Raw genomic sequence first — 13767 nt, 5'->3', positions numbered from 1 at the left:
TCTCGAAAGGACACACGATGACTGACGTCCCCCATCCGCTCCTGGTCCTGGCCATGGACCACCGGGCGGTGATGCGCGGGCTGTTCGGTGACGCGGTGCCGGCCGCCGAACGCCGGGAGGCGTTCGGCCGGGTGAAGGACCTGGCCTTCGACGCGCTGGTCCGCACGATCGCCGAAGGCGGCACCGACCCGGCCAACCTCGGGGTGCTGATAGACGAGGAGTACGGCGAACGGACCATCCCCCGCGTACGGGAGGCCGGTTGCTGCCTGGTGCTGCCCGTCGAGGAGAGCCGGTCCCCGGTCTTCGACATCAACACCGGCGAGTTCGTCCTCACCGGCGGTGACGACTTCGCCGCCCGCCTGGACGCGCTCGGCCCGGACATGGTCAAGGCGCTCATCGTGCACAACCCCGAACTGCCCGCCGGGCGCAGGGCCCGGCAGACCGCCCGCGCCCGCCAGGTGCTCGACTGGTGCCAGGCCAACCGGCGGCCCTTCATGCTGGAGATGCTGGTCCCGCCGACCGACGCGCAACTCGCCGCGGAAGGCGGCGACAAGGAGCGCTGGCAGCGCGCGCACCACACGGAACTGCTGCTGCGGACGGTCTCGGAGTACCAGGACGCGGGCGTGTGGCCGCACGTGTGGAAGCTGGAGCCGCTGGCCGCCGAGGCCGACTACGCGGTGGTCGCCGGCCACTGCCGGGCCGGGGCGCCGTACCCGACCTCCCTGGTGCTGCTCGGCGGCGGCGCGGACATGGACGCGGTCGAGGAGTGGGTGCGGCAGATCCGCGGGGTGGACGGCTACATCGGCTTCGCCATCGGTCGCAGCCTGTGGATCGACGCCTTCGACGGCTATCTCCGTGGGGACCTCGACGAGGAGCAGGTGGTCGCCTCGATCGCCGGCCGGCTGCGACGGCTGGTCACCGCGTACTCGCTCGGAGAGGACGTGCCGAGCGCGGCGCGCTGACCGGACCGTGCCGTGGCCGTACGGACGGGCGCGCGACCGGTAGACAGGACAAAGCGGCGGATTCCGGATCTTCGGCTGAGGAGGCTGTGATGGCAAGGACGGCATGCGTCGTCGGCGTGGACATCGGCACCACCACGGTGAAGGTGTGCGCCACCGACGAGCGCGGCCACGAGCTGGCGGTGGTCAGGGCCGACACCCCGTGGCGGCTCGCCGCCGGGACGACGGTGCTCGGGCACGAGGACCTGTCCGGCGCGCTGGACGGCCTCTTCCGGCAGCTCGCCGACCGCCTGCCCGGCCGCCACGCGCTCGCCGTCGGCTTCGCGGGCATGGCCGAGGCGGGGTACGCGCTCGCCGCCGACGGCACACCCGTCGCACCGGCCGTGGCCTGGTTCGACACCAGCGGGGCGGACGAACTGGCCGCTCTCCTCGCCGAACAGGGCGACGGCTTCACCGCCACCACCGGCCTGCGGCCCACCACCCGCGCCTCGGCCGTCAAGGTGGCGTGGCTGCTGCCCCGACTGGACGGACGGTCGGCGTCGTCCGCCGGGCCCCGGACGGTTACGTCCACCGCTTCCGGCACGAGGTCCGGCCCGACAGGCAAGGCCGTGAGCTGGCTGAACGTACCGGAGTGGGCCGCCCATTGGGCGGGCGGCCGGGCCACCGCCGAGTGGTCGCTCGCCGCGCGCAGCGGCTTCATGGACGTGACCGCCCGCGAGTGGTGGAAGCACGGCGTGGACCGGGCGGGGCTCGACCCCGCCGCGATGCCGGAACTGCTGCCCGCCGGGTCGCCCACCGGCACCGCGCGGGCCGGTCTGCCGCTGGTCGGCGGCGCGGTCGTCACCGTCGCGGGCCACGACCACCTGGCGGGCGCGATCGGCGCCGGGGCCGTACACCCCGACGACTGCTTCGACAGCCTCGGCACCGGGGAGGCGCTGATCCGCTCCCGGCCCGCCGCCAAGGACCCCGGCCCGCTGACCCGGGCGGTGGCCGCCGGATTCGAGCGCGGTCCGCACATCGTCCCCGGCCGCGACTACCTCTTCGGCGTCCTCGGCACCGGACGCCTGCTGCGCGCCCTGCTCGACGACCGGCTCGGCACCGAACGGACCCTCGCCGACGTCGACGCGCTCGGCAGGGCCGCGGCCCGCCTGCCCGCGACCGGCCGCGCGGCCGAATTCGCCGTCACCCTCGGCAGCGCGGCCCGGCCGATGGCCCCGCTCGACCCGGCCGCCGTGGTGGCCGCCCTCCACGGACTGCCGGACGCCGAGGCGTGGGCCGTCCTGGTCGAACTGACCTCCTGGCGCTGCCGCGACGCGATCGGCCTGCTCGACGCGCTCGGCGGCCCCGGCAACGCGCTGATCGCCGCGGGCGGCTGGTACACGTCCGGCTACATCAGGGCCGTCCGCGCCCGCGTGCTCGGCTCGGTCCGGCTGCCCGTCGGCGCCGAGGCCGGCGCCTGCGGCGCCGCCCGGATGGCGGCGCTGGCCTGCGGACTCATCCCCGACCTCGGCACCTGGATCGACGACTGGACGGAGTTCACCGCATCATGACGTCCCACCCCATCACCGGGCACACCCGGATCTACGCGCACTTCGCCGACCCGGTGGCCCATGTGCGCACGCCCGAGGTGATGAACCGCTTCTTCCGCCAGCGCGGCATCGACGCGGCCGTGGTGCCGTACCAGGTCGGGGTCGAGGACCTGGCGCAGGCGGTCGCCGCGGCGCGCGCCTGGAAGAACCTGGCGGGCATCGGGGTCACCATGCCGCACAAGGAGCACATCGCCGGGCTCCTCGACGACCTCACCGAGGACGCCGTCAGGGCCGGGGCGAGCAACGTCATCCGCAGGCTGCCCGACGGGCGGCTGCTCGGCGGGCAGTACGACGGCCCCGGCCTGGTCGCGGGGCTGCGCGCGCACGGGGTGCGGCTGGAGGGCGCGCGGGTGCTGCTGCTCGGCGCGGGCGGCAGCGCGCGCGCCGTCGCCATGGCGCTGGCCGCCGCGGGCGTCTCGCACCTGGCCGTCCGCAACCGGACCACCGCCCGCGCCGTCGCCCTGGCCGAGCAGGTCGGCCGCCACTACCCGGCCGTGCGCTGCGAGGTGCGCGAGCGGGACTCCGCCGCCGACGTCGACGTCCTGGTCAACACCACCTCGGTCGGCATGCGCGCCGCCGATCCGCTGCCCGTCGACCTCGCCGCGCTCAGCCCCGCCACGGCCGTCAGCGACATCATCATGAAGCCCGCCAGGACCCGGCTGCTCGACCACGCGCGGCGCGCGGGATGCACGGTCGTGCCCGGCGTCCACATGCTCCTCCACCAACTCGGGCCGACCGCGGACTTCCTCGGCCTCGAACCGACCCTCGAACCCTCCGGCGAACCCGATCCGCCGGACCTCGCCGATCCGCTCGCGCACGCGAGCGATGCCGCGGAGGTGGCGTGATGCGTGCTCTCACCCTGCGGGGCGCCCATGACGCGGCGCTCGGCGAGACCGACGAGGAAGCGCTCGGCGCCGACGACGTACGCGTCGCGGTCGCGCGGGTCGGCCTCTGCGGCTCGGACACCCACTTCTACGCGCACGGGCGGATCGGCGCCTTCCGGCTCACCGGGCCGCACGTGCTCGGCCACGAGGCGTCCGGCACCGTCCTGGAGACCGGTGACCGGGTGACCGACCTCGCCCCCGGCGACCTGGTCGCCGTCGAACCCGGCCTGTGGTGCGGCCGGTGCCGCGAGTGCCTGGCCGGTACGTACAACCTGTGCGCGCGGATGCGCTTCCTCGGGATGCCGCCGCACGCCGGGCTGGCGCGCGAGCGGGTGGTGCTGCCGCGCCGCGCGGTGCACGCCGTCCCCGCCGCGATGACCGCGACCCGGGCGGCCCTGCTCGAACCGCTGTCGGTGGCAGTATGGGCCGTCGGACGGGCCGCCGTACTCCCCGGCGAGCAGGTGCTCATCGCGGGCGCGGGCCCGATCGGCACCCTGGTGGCGCGAGTGGCCCTGGCCGAGAAGGCGGGCCGGGTGATCGTCGCGGACGTCGACGAGCGCCGACTGGCCCGGCTCGCGCACTCCACGCCCGGCGTGGAGACCGCTCACGTCGGCGCCGACCCCGGCACCGCCTTCCAGGACGTGGCCGCCGACCTCGACTGCTACTTGGAGTGCTCGGGCGCGCCCACCGCGCTGGACGACGGGATGACCCGGCTGCGGCCGCGCGGCCGGGCCGTACTGGTCGGAGTGCCCGCCGCGCCGACGATCACGCTGTCGTCCACCCTGATCCGCTACCGCGAACTCACCCTCACCACCGTCCACCGCTACGCCCACACCTGGCCGCGCGCCATCGAGCTGGTCTCCAGCGGCGCGGTCGAGGTCGACGACCTGGTCTCCGACCACTACGCGCTGGAGGAGGGGCCGAAGGCGCTGGCCGACGCGGCGGCGGGCAAGGTGGCCATGAAGGCCATGATCTCGGTGGACGCGTCATGACCGGCACGCGGGGCGAGGAGCCCGACGGGGGCCGGGAGGACGGGACATCCGGTGCGGCCTCGGCTTCGACGGCCGGGGTTTCCGGTGCGTCGGCCGTGCACGACTCGGCTTCGGGTACGTCGGCCGTGCACGACTCGGCTTCCGGTACGTCGGCCCTCACTGGCACCACCGGCACCACCGGCACCGCCGAGGCCGTCGTCGGCGAACTGGGCGCCGTGGCGCGGCAGACGCCCGAGCGGGTCAGGGACGCCGCCGCGCTGGTGACCCGGGGCCGGGTCTTCTCGCTCAACTGGGACCTGGCCCTGCCCGACCCGCCGATCCTCGGCAGGGGCCGCCACACCCACACCCGTATCGACCTCGGCAACGGCTTCGACGACCGCCTCGACTCCTTCTACCCGCAGGGGTCCTCGCAGTGGGACGGGCTGGCGCACGTGCGCGGCCCCGACGGCACCTATTACGGCGGCCACCGGGCCGCCGACATCGCGGCGGCGGCGGGGCCGCTGGGCATCGAGCACTGGGCGCGGCGCGGCATCGCGGGCCGCTTCGTCCTGGCCGACCTGGTCGGACATGGGCGGCACGGCGGCGACTGCTCCCGCCGGGTCGCCTACACCGCGGCCGACGTGACGGCCGCGCTCGCCGCGCAGGGCACCCAACCGCGGCCCGGCGACGTCCTGTTGCTGCACTTCGGCTGGACGCGCTGGTACGAGGGGCTGGACCGGGCGGCGCGCGAGGCGCTGGCGGCGGAGGGCTTCTTCGCCTCGCCGGGCCTGGCCGTCGATCAGGAGACCAGACGGTGGCTGCGCGGCCTGGAGCTGTCCGCGGTCGCGGCCGACTGCCCCGCGGTGGAGGCCATGCCGTTCGACATGAGCGGGCCCGAGACCTTCCTGCACCACACGCTGATCGCCGAACTGGGGCTCGCGGTGGGCGAGTTGTTCGACCTCGCGGCCCTGGCCGAGGACTGCGCCCAGGACGGCGTCCACGAGGGGCTGTTCACCGCGGCCCCGCTCCACCTCACCGGCGCGGCGGGCTCCACCGCCAACGCTCTCGCGCTGAAGTGACGCGGGGACCCGTACGACCCGAAGGAGCTGACGGCGCCGGGGCCACCGGGGCCACCGAGCACCCGACGCCACCGACGATCGGACGCCACCGAGGACCCGACGTCACCGACGATCCGACGTCACCGACGACCCGATGCCACCGACGACTTCCGACGGCCCCAACGGCCTTGAGAACCACAGGAGATGACCGACAGCATGGACGTCCTGGAGATTCAGTCCCTGGTGGGCGGGCGATGGACCGGCGCCCCGACGGCGGTACGGGACAATCCGGCCGTCCCCGGTCAGCGGGTCAGCCTCAGCGCGGACCTCGACGCCGCCACCGTGGAGCGCGCGCTGGACGCCGCTCACGCCGCCGCCCGCGACTGGGGACGCACCCCGGCCCCCGCCCGCGGCCGGATTCTGGAGCGGGCCGCCGCGCTCCTCGACGACCGTGCGGACGAGGCCGCCCGGGACATCACCCGCGAGGAGGGCAAGACCCTCGCGGAGGCGCGCGGCGAGGTCGCGCGGGCCGCCGACATTTTGCGCTTCTACGGCAGCGAGGGCTGGCGGATCGGCGGCACGACGTACCCCTCGGCCGCGGGCACCGACCTGGTCTACAGCCGACGCGAACCGCTGGGCGCGGTCGCGGTCATCACCCCCTGGAACTTCCCGATCGCCATCCCCGCCTGGAAGTCCGCGCCCGCCCTGGTCAGCGGCAACGCGGTGGTGCTCAAACCCGCCCAGATAGCCCCCGCGGGCGCCTGGCACCTGGCCAGGGTGCTCCAGGAAGCCGGCCTGCCCGACGGGGTGTTCACCCTGCTGACCGGCTCCGGCGCCCGGATCGGCGCCCAACTCGTCGCGTCGCCGCGGATCGACGCGGTCACCTTCACCGGCTCGGTGGGCGTCGGCGCGGGCATCTACACCGCCGCCGCGCCGCGCCGCATCCGGGTGCAGCTCGAACTCGGCGGCAAGAACGCCGTCGTGGTCTGCGACGACGCCGACGCCGCGGTGGCCGCGCGCATCGTCGCCGCGGGCGGCTTCGGCCTCACCGGCCAGGCGTGCACCGCGACCAGCCGGGTGATCTGCCTGCCGGGCGTCAAGGACGCCTTCCTCGACGCCCTGCGGGAGGAGGCCGCGGCCTACCGGCCCGGCGACGGACTGACCGACGGCGTACGGATGGGCCCTGTGGTCAGCGCCGCCCAACTCGCCACCGATCTGGGCTACGTGGACAAGGCCCTGGCCGAGGGGGCCAGGACCGTGGTCGGCGGCGCGGACCCGGACGGCCTGCTGTTCGGCCCCACGGTGCTGACCGGCGTGCGGCCCGCCGACACCGTCGCCCAGGAGGAGGTCTTCGGCCCGGTGGTCGCGGTGCTCGACGCCACGGGCCTCGACCAGGCCATCGACCTGGTCAACGACTCCCGCTTCGGCCTGACGGCCGGTGTGGTCACCAACGACCTGGACACCGTGCACCGGTTCAGCTCCGAGGTGCGGGCCGGAGTGATCAAGGTGAACCGGCCGACCAGCGGGGTCGAGCTGAACGTCCCCTTCGGCGGGGTCGGCGACTCCTCCACCAACACCTACCGCGAGCAGGGACAGACCGCCGTGGACTTCTTCACCTGGACCAAGAGCGTGTACCAGGCGTCAGCGCCCGGCAGCGCGTCATGACCGGCCCGCGGGCGGACGCGGAGGGGAAGCCGCCACGTCCGCGGGCCCGGGGGGAGGCCGACCGGCCGCACCAAGGGGGGAGCGGCCGGTCGGCCCGATGTCCTGGCCAACGAGTGACCTGGCCAACGAATGACCTGGCCAACGAATGACCGGACGCGCGTGCGCCGCCGCGCCCGACACGGCGCGCACCGGCGAAAACGCCCGGCCGACCGCGCAGGCGACGGCGCGCGGGCGCCGTACATCCACTCGGACGAGCGGGTGGACCGCGGCGCGTGGGAGCCGGTCTGCCCGGCCGAGGCGGTCTACTACGAGGACGGCCCGCCCGACGACCGGCGCGGGCACCTCGCCGCCGACCGGGACTCCGCCGCGTGACGGGGTCGCCGGGCGGCGCCGAAGAGGTGGGCGGGACCGGTACCGACGCCCCGCCGGCCGCGGGGTGCCGCCGTCGTGGTGACGGCGGCGGGACACGACCTCGCGGCGACGACCTCGTGGCCCCGCCGTCCGGACGCGGCGGGGAAGCGACGACAGGAACGGAACGAACGCGATGGACAAGCCGAACGCACCCCACGGGCCGGGCGACGCGGCGGGCGGCGCCGGCCGCCTGCGCGAACTGCTCGGCCCCAGCGTGCGGTTGGACGCGGGCACCCGTGCGCTGTACTCCTCCGACGCGTCCAACTACCGGGTGCCCCCGGTCGCCGTGGTGCGCGCGGAGTCGGCGGCGCACGCCGTCGACACCGTCGCCCACTGCCACCGGCTCGGGCTGTCCGTGGTGGCACGCGGCGCCGGAACCTCGGTCGCGGGCAACGCGATCGGCCCCGGCGTCGTCCTCGACCTCACCGCGCTCGACGCGGTCGCCGAGATCGACCCCGAGCGCCGTACCGCGACCGTGGGCGCCGGTACCGTCCAGGCCCGCCTCCAGCGCGAGGCCGCGCCGCACGGCCTGCTGCTCGGACCCGACCCGTCGACCGCGGACCGCTGCACCATCGGCGGGATGATCGGCAACAACGCCTGCGGCGCGCACGCCGTGGCCTGGGGCAACACCCGTGACAATGTGGTGTCCGCCCGGCTGCTGCTGGCCGACGGCCGCCAGGTGACGGCCGATCAGCACGGTACGTCGGACGCGGAGTTGAACACCCGGCTGCGGCAGACGGCCGACGCGCACCTGGCCGTCCTGCGGACCGAGTACGGCCGCTTCCCGCGCCAGGCGTCCGGCTACGCGCTGGACGCGCTGCTGCCCGAGCGCGGCTTCGACGTGATGAGTTCGCTCGTCGGCTCGGAAGGCACCCTGGCGCTGGTGCTCGACGCCACCGTACGGCTGGTGCCCGCGCCCGCGGCCCGCGCGCTCGCGGTGCTCGGCTTCCCCGACATGCCCTCCGCCGCCGACGCGACCCCGGCGCTGGTGGCCCTGGGCCCGCTGGCCGTCGAGGGCATGGACCGGCGGCTGGTCGAGGTCGTGGTCCGCCGTAAGGGGGCCGCCGCCGTGCCCGCGCTGCCGCGCGGCGCGGGCTGGCTGCTGGTGGAGACCGGCGGCGCGAGCCTCGCGGAGGCGGAGCACGCTGCCCGCGCCGTACTGGCCGCGTCCGGCGCGGTGGACGGCCAGGTGGTGACCGACCCGGGCCGGATCGCCGCGCTGTGGCGGATTCGTACCGACGGGGTGGGCCTGGCGGGCCGCACGCCCGGCGGGGCCGACGCTTGGCCCGGCTGGGAGGACGCCGCCGTACCGCCGGAACGGCTCGGGGCCTACCTGCGGGACCTGGACGCGCTGCTCGGGCAGCACCACTACGACGGCCTGCTGTACGGGCACTTCGGCGACGGCTGTGTGCACGGCCGCTTCGACTTCGGTCTGCGGGACGAGGGCGGCGCGGCCCGGATGCGGGCGTTCCTCGAGGACGCCGCCGACCTGGTGGCCGCGCACGGCGGCTCGATGTCGGGCGAGCACGGCGACGGCCGCGCCCGCGGCGAACTGCTCGCCCGGATGTACTCGCCCGCCGCGCTGGGCGCCGCCGCCGCGGTCAAGGCGGTCTGGGACCCCGGCGCCCTGCTCAACCCCGGTGTGCTGGTCGACCCGGCGCCGCTCGACGCCGACCTGCGGGTCCGGCCGCAACTGCCCGTCGTCACCGGCGCGTTCGCGTACCCGCACGACTCCGGCGACCTCACCCGCGCCGTCCACCGCTGCGTCGGGGTCGGCAAGTGCCGCGCCGACCTCACGACCTCGGGCGGCGCGATGTGCCCGTCGTACCTCGCGACGGGGGAGGAGCGGCACTCCACCCGCGGCCGGGCCCGGCTGCTCCAGGAGATGATCAGGGGCGACCTGGTGGACGGCGGCTGGGCCGACCCGGCGGTGCACGAGGCACTGGACCTGTGCCTGTCGTGCAAGGCGTGTTCGAGCGACTGCCCGGCGGGCGTCGACATGGCCACGTACAAGGCGGAGGTGCTGCACCAGCGCTACCGGCGCAGGCTCCGCCCGGTGACGCACTACTCGCTGGGCTGGCTGCCGCGCACCGCCGGGCTCGCCACCCGGCTGGCCGGTGTCAGCAACGCGCTGCTCGGCAACCGGTGGGTCGGCGCGCTGGTCAAGCGGCTCGGCGGAATCGACGGACGGCGCGGGCTGCCCCGCTTCGCCCGCCGCACCTTCCGGGCGTCCTTCCGCGCCGACCGCGACGCCCGCGACGCCCGCGCCGACCGCGAGGCCCGAGGCCCGCGCCCGTCCCGCCCCCGCGTGCTGCTGTGGGTGGACAGCTTCACCCAGTCGTTCTCGCCCGAGGTCGGCACGGCGGCCGTTCGCGTACTGGAACGGGCCGGATACGCCGTCGAGTTGACCGGCCGTCAGGTCTGCTGCGGGCTGACCTGGATCTCCACCGGCCAGCTCGACGGCGCACGCCGACAACTGCGCCGTACGTACACGGCACTTGAACCGGCCGTCGCCGACGGTGTGCCCATCGTCGGCCTCGAACCGTCGTGCACGTCCGTGCTGCGCCGGGACGGCGTCGAGCTGCTGCCCGACGACCCCAGGGCGCGGCGGGTGGCCGATCTCACCGTCACCCTGGCCGAGTTGCTGAGCCGTACGCCCGGCTGGAGCCCCCCGGACCTGTCGGGCGTCCGGACCGTCGCCCAACCGCACTGCCACCAGCGGGCGGTGATGGGCTGGCGGGCGGACGAGGAACTGCTGCGCACGGCGGGCGCCGACGTCACGGCGGTCGGCGGCTGCTGCGGACTCGCGGGCAACTTCGGTGTGGAGCGCGGCCATTACGACGTCTCGGTGGCCGTCGCGCGGACCGCCCTGCTGCCCGCGCTGGAGACGGCGGAGCGCACCGGCCCGGTGCTGGCCGACGGATTCTCCTGCCGCACCCAGATCGACGACCTCGCGGCCGGCGCCGGAGCGGTCCACCTGGCCCAACTGCTCGCGTCCGCGCTCGACGAGTCCGACGGCCGGGCGGTGAAGGACGGCGACGACGGTTAAGACGGTTAAGGGGGGGACGGTCAGGGGGGCGACGGTTGAGCGGGCGACGGTTCGGCGGGCGACGGCTGTGCGGGCGACGCCGTGACGACGTCAGACCGGCTCGGCCACCTGCACCTCAAGGCCGGCGCCGCGCAGTGCCGCGAGCTGCGTGGCGCTGATTCCCGAGTCGGTGATCAGCAGGTCGGGGCCGTCCACGGGCGCGAAACGGGAGAACAGCGCGGTGCCGATCTTCGAGTGGTCGCACAGCACCACGACCCGCCGGGCGGAGGCCATCATCGTCCGCTTGACGGCGCTCTCGGAGACGTCCGAGGTGGAGAAGCCGTGGTCCACCGTTATCCCCGAGGTGCCCAGGAACGCGACGTCGACCTTTACCTCGTCCAGCGCCCGCAGCGTCAGCATCTCGACCTCGGCGAGCGTGTCGTTGCGGACGCGCCCGCCGGTCGTGTAGACGGCCGCGCCCGGCTTGCCGGTCATCGTGACGGCGATGGGCAGTGAGTTGGTCATCACCACCAACTGCGGCCCGCCTGCGTAGAGATCGGCGAGCCGTCCGGTGGTGCTGCCCGCGTCGATGAGCACCGCGCCGCCGGTCGGCATGTGCGCGAGCGCCGCCGCGCCGATCGCCGTCTTCTCCTCGGCCATGATCCGGGTGCGCTGGGCGAGACCGGGGATGCCGTGCTCGTTGTCCAGCAGGATCGCGCCGCCGTGCACCCGGCGCAGCGCGCCGGTCTGCTCCAGCTCCACCAGGTCCCTGCGCACCGTCTCCGCGGTGACCTGGAACCGCTCCGAGATCTCCACGACGGTCAGCCTGCGCCGCTCCCTGAGCAGTTCCACCAGGGCCCGTCGGCGCTCGGTGGGGAACGCGGGCCTGGCCTCCTCGGCAGCGCGGTCATCGGCTTCTGGCGTCACCGTCCAGACCTTAGACCATCACCCCCTCGGGGACAGGGACAGCCGGCCGGTCGAGGCGGCGGCTGAAACGGTGGCCGCGGCGGCGGCTGAAGCCGCGGTCGAAGCGGTGGTCGAGGCGGGCTCAGTCCTGGGCCGCCAGGGCCGCCACGATGCGGTCGAGCGCCGTCAGATCGGCGGCCGACAGAGCGCTCAGCGACTCCGGCGGGGCGCCCATGATGGCGTTGGCGCGATCCGCGGCGGCGTGGCCCTCGGCGGTGGCCGTCACGATCTTGGAGCGCCGGTCCGCGGGGTGTTCGTGCCGCTCGACCAGACCGCGCTTGGCGAGGTCGTCCACCACCAGCGTCGTGTACGGGCGGTCGGAGGAGAGCTCGGCCGCCAACTCGCTGAGCCGGGCGGGAGAAGCGGCGACCCGGCGCAGCACCTTGACCCGGAAGAAGCTCATGCCCAGCGCTTCCGAGGTCTCCTTGCGGCGCTCGTTGCGCTCCAGTACGTAGGTGCGCAGATTGCGCCAGATCCGCTCCGCGGTGGCATCGGCCGCGTCCGCCGGGCCGGCCGCGTCCGTACGGCCGGTTTCCCCGCCGCCGGAGACAGCGTCAACGGTGACAGCGTCGGCCGAGACAGCGTCAACGGAGACAGCGTCGGCGGAGGCCGTACGACCGGCGGAGACCGTAGGACCGGAGACCGTACCGACGGAACTCGTGGCTTCTGGCGTCGTCGTCATGAGGTGCTCACCGGGATTCGGGGGGTGTCGTCTTCTTCGGGCACGAGCAGATCGGCCGCGCGTTCGGCCGTACCGCGGGCCCAGCGTCCGGTGGTGAGCGTACCGATGAGCAGGACGGAGGCGCCGCAGCCCGAGATGATCCACCAGGCGGTGGTCGGCATTCCGGCGGCCAGCGCGGCGCCGATCACGGCGACGCCCAGCGACTGGCCGATCTGGCGGCTGGTGGACGCCACGGCCGCCGCGACCCCGGCCTGGGCGCGGGGCATGCCGGACACGGCGGTGTTGGTGATCGGGGCGTTGACCAGGCCGAAGCCGATGCCGAACAGGACGTAGGAGGTGAACAGCAGGGCGTTGGAGGACTCGGCGTCCAGCACCGCGAAGATCACGCCGCTGGCCGTCATGGTGAGACCGGCGAGCATCAGCGGCAGGCGCGGGCCGCGCGAGGCGACCAGCCGCCCGGACAGCGGCGCGAAGACCAGGCACATCACGGCCATCGGCAGCATGTAGAGCCCGGCGTCGAGGGCGGACAGGCCCCGGTCGTCCTGGAGGTAGAGGGTGTTGAGGAAGAGGAAGCCGCCGAGCGCGGCGAAGCCGCTGACCGCGATGAGGGTCGCGCCGCTGAAGGGCGCGCTGCGGAAGAAGCGCACGTCGATCAGCGGGTCGGTGCGCCGCTTCTCGTACCGCGTCAGGCCGAGCAGCGCGAGCACCGTGACGACGAAGCAGCCGACGATCAGCGGGGAGGTCCAGCCCGCGCCCGAGCCCTCGATGATGCCGTAGGTGAGCGAGCCCAGCAGCGCGATGACCAGCACCTGGCCGACCGGGTCGACGCGGCGCGGCCGGGGCGCGCGGGACTCGGGGATGTAGCGCGAGGTGAGGATCAGGGCGAGCACGCCCACCGGCAGGTTGATCCAGAAGATCGACCGCCAGCCGACGGTCTCCACCAGCGCGCCGCCGACGATCGGTCCGGCCGCCATGCTGATCCCGACGACACCGCCCCACACGCCGATGGCGCGGGCCCGTTCGCGGGCGTCGGTGAAGGTGTTGGTGATGATCGACATCGCCACCGGGTTGAGCATGGAGCCGCCGACCGCCTGGATCATCCGGAAGGCGATCAGCCAGCCGAGACCGGGCGCGAGGCTGCACAGCAGCGAACCGAGCGTGAAGAAGACCAGCCCGATCCGGAAGATCTTCTTCCGGCCGAGCCGGTCGGCGGTGGAGCCGGAGAGCAGCAGCAGTGAGGCGATCACCACCAGATACGCGTCGATCGTCCACTGGAGGCCGGAGACGGAGGCGTGGAAGTCCCGCCTCATCGACGGCAGCGCCACGTTCAGGATCGTGTTGTCCAGGCTGACGATCAGCAGGCTCATGCAGCAGATCCCCAGGATGAGCATCCGACGCCGGTGCGTCAGCTCAGGCATGCGTCCGGGCTCCTCTTGTCGGTTCTTGGCGCTCGTCGCCGGTACGGGGGCGGCGGCATAGGTGCTGACACCAACGATTGTACGACCAGAATCATTTTGATCGTACAACCAATCTCGGCCGAGGGCCGTGCGCGAG

The 13767-nt window shown here is 74.5% G+C and carries 11 protein-coding genes; 8 read left to right on the top strand and 3 right to left on the bottom strand.

Going from position 1 to position 13767, the window contains the following annotated elements; genetic code table 11:
- The first annotated feature begins 17 nt into the window (after positions 1-17).
- From ACIQCJ_RS22230 to ACIQCJ_RS22195, 8 genes are all read left to right on the top strand, one after another.
- On the top strand, positions 18-962 hold the full coding sequence (locus ACIQCJ_RS22230) for a 2-deoxy-5-keto-D-gluconate 6-phosphate aldolase domain-containing protein (RefSeq protein ID WP_402712295.1): 945 nt from the start codon (positions 18-20) through the stop codon (positions 960-962).
- An 89-nt stretch (positions 963-1051) separates the two neighbouring features.
- On the top strand, positions 1052-2509 hold the full coding sequence (locus ACIQCJ_RS22225) for an FGGY family carbohydrate kinase (RefSeq protein ID WP_402712294.1): 1458 nt from the start codon (positions 1052-1054) through the stop codon (positions 2507-2509).
- Positions 2506-3393: a shikimate dehydrogenase family protein gene (locus ACIQCJ_RS22220; RefSeq protein WP_391047439.1), complete on the top strand. Its 888-nt coding sequence runs from the start codon at positions 2506-2508 to the stop codon at positions 3391-3393. The genes ACIQCJ_RS22225 and ACIQCJ_RS22220 overlap by 4 nt, the downstream gene beginning before the upstream one ends.
- Complete coding sequence (locus ACIQCJ_RS22215) at positions 3393-4424, top strand: alcohol dehydrogenase catalytic domain-containing protein (RefSeq protein ID WP_402712293.1); 1032 nt, start codon at positions 3393-3395, stop codon at positions 4422-4424. Before ACIQCJ_RS22220 ends, ACIQCJ_RS22215 begins: the two co-directional genes overlap by 1 nt.
- The gene (locus tag ACIQCJ_RS22210; protein WP_402712292.1) at positions 4421-5482 is read left to right on the top strand and encodes a cyclase family protein; all 1062 of its coding nucleotides are present in this window, start codon (positions 4421-4423) and stop codon (positions 5480-5482) included. The genes ACIQCJ_RS22215 and ACIQCJ_RS22210 overlap by 4 nt, the downstream gene beginning before the upstream one ends.
- 183 nt (positions 5483-5665) lie before the next feature.
- Positions 5666-7126 carry an aldehyde dehydrogenase family protein gene (locus tag ACIQCJ_RS22205; protein WP_402712291.1) on the top strand — a complete coding sequence of 487 codons (1461 nt, stop codon included), beginning with the start codon at positions 5666-5668 and terminating at the stop codon, positions 7124-7126.
- A gap of 159 nt (positions 7127-7285) precedes the next feature.
- Positions 7286-7498: a hypothetical protein gene (locus ACIQCJ_RS22200; protein ID WP_402712290.1), complete on the top strand. Its 213-nt coding sequence runs from the start codon at positions 7286-7288 to the stop codon at positions 7496-7498.
- Positions 7499-7670: 172 nt separating this feature from the next.
- Positions 7671-10586: an FAD-binding and (Fe-S)-binding domain-containing protein gene (locus tag ACIQCJ_RS22195; protein WP_402712289.1), complete on the top strand. Its 2916-nt coding sequence runs from the start codon at positions 7671-7673 to the stop codon at positions 10584-10586.
- Positions 10587-10676: 90 nt separating this feature from the next.
- Here ACIQCJ_RS22195 and ACIQCJ_RS22190 read toward each other — a convergent pair whose 3' ends face one another.
- From ACIQCJ_RS22190 to ACIQCJ_RS22180, 3 genes are all read right to left on the bottom strand, one after another.
- Positions 10677-11492, bottom strand: coding sequence for a DeoR/GlpR family DNA-binding transcription regulator (locus tag ACIQCJ_RS22190; RefSeq protein WP_402712288.1), 816 nt, complete (start codon positions 11490-11492; stop codon positions 10677-10679).
- A 121-nt stretch (positions 11493-11613) separates the two neighbouring features.
- A complete protein-coding gene (locus tag ACIQCJ_RS22185; RefSeq protein WP_402712287.1) occupies positions 11614-12213 on the bottom strand; it encodes a MarR family winged helix-turn-helix transcriptional regulator in 600 nt (199 codons plus the stop codon).
- Complete coding sequence (locus ACIQCJ_RS22180; RefSeq protein ID WP_402712286.1) at positions 12210-13631, bottom strand: MFS transporter; 1422 nt, start codon at positions 13629-13631, stop codon at positions 12210-12212. Before ACIQCJ_RS22180 ends, ACIQCJ_RS22185 begins: the two co-directional genes overlap by 4 nt.
- Positions 13632-13767 lie beyond the last annotated feature (136 nt).

The sequence above is a fragment of the Streptomyces sp. NPDC093221 genome (genome assembly GCF_044753885.1).
Lineage (GTDB): Bacteria > Actinomycetota > Actinomycetes > Streptomycetales > Streptomycetaceae > Actinacidiphila.
This window is presented reverse-complemented; position numbering and strand designations above follow the sequence as displayed.

What these genes read in the sequence shown, in the direction of transcription:
- ACIQCJ_RS22230 (WP_402712295.1), top strand. Translation starts at nt 18, where the DNA reads ATGACTGACGTCCCCCATCCGCTCCTGGTCCTGGCCATGGACCACCGG.
- ACIQCJ_RS22225 (WP_402712294.1), top strand. Translation starts at nt 1,052, where the DNA reads ATGGCAAGGACGGCATGCGTCGTCGGCGTGGACATCGGCACCACCACG.
- ACIQCJ_RS22220 (WP_391047439.1), top strand. Translation starts at nt 2,506, where the DNA reads ATGACGTCCCACCCCATCACCGGGCACACCCGGATCTACGCGCACTTC.
- ACIQCJ_RS22215 (WP_402712293.1), top strand. Translation starts at nt 3,393, where the DNA reads ATGCGTGCTCTCACCCTGCGGGGCGCCCATGACGCGGCGCTCGGCGAG.
- ACIQCJ_RS22210 (WP_402712292.1), top strand. Translation starts at nt 4,421, where the DNA reads ATGACCGGCACGCGGGGCGAGGAGCCCGACGGGGGCCGGGAGGACGGG.
- ACIQCJ_RS22205 (WP_402712291.1), top strand. Translation starts at nt 5,666, where the DNA reads ATGACCGACAGCATGGACGTCCTGGAGATTCAGTCCCTGGTGGGCGGG.
- ACIQCJ_RS22195 (WP_402712289.1), top strand. Translation starts at nt 7,671, where the DNA reads ATGGACAAGCCGAACGCACCCCACGGGCCGGGCGACGCGGCGGGCGGC.
- ACIQCJ_RS22185 (WP_402712287.1), bottom strand. Translation starts at nt 12,213, where the DNA reads ATGACGACGACGCCAGAAGCCACGAGTTCCGTCGGTACGGTCTCCGGT.
- ACIQCJ_RS22180 (WP_402712286.1), bottom strand. Translation starts at nt 13,631, where the DNA reads ATGCCTGAGCTGACGCACCGGCGTCGGATGCTCATCCTGGGGATCTGC.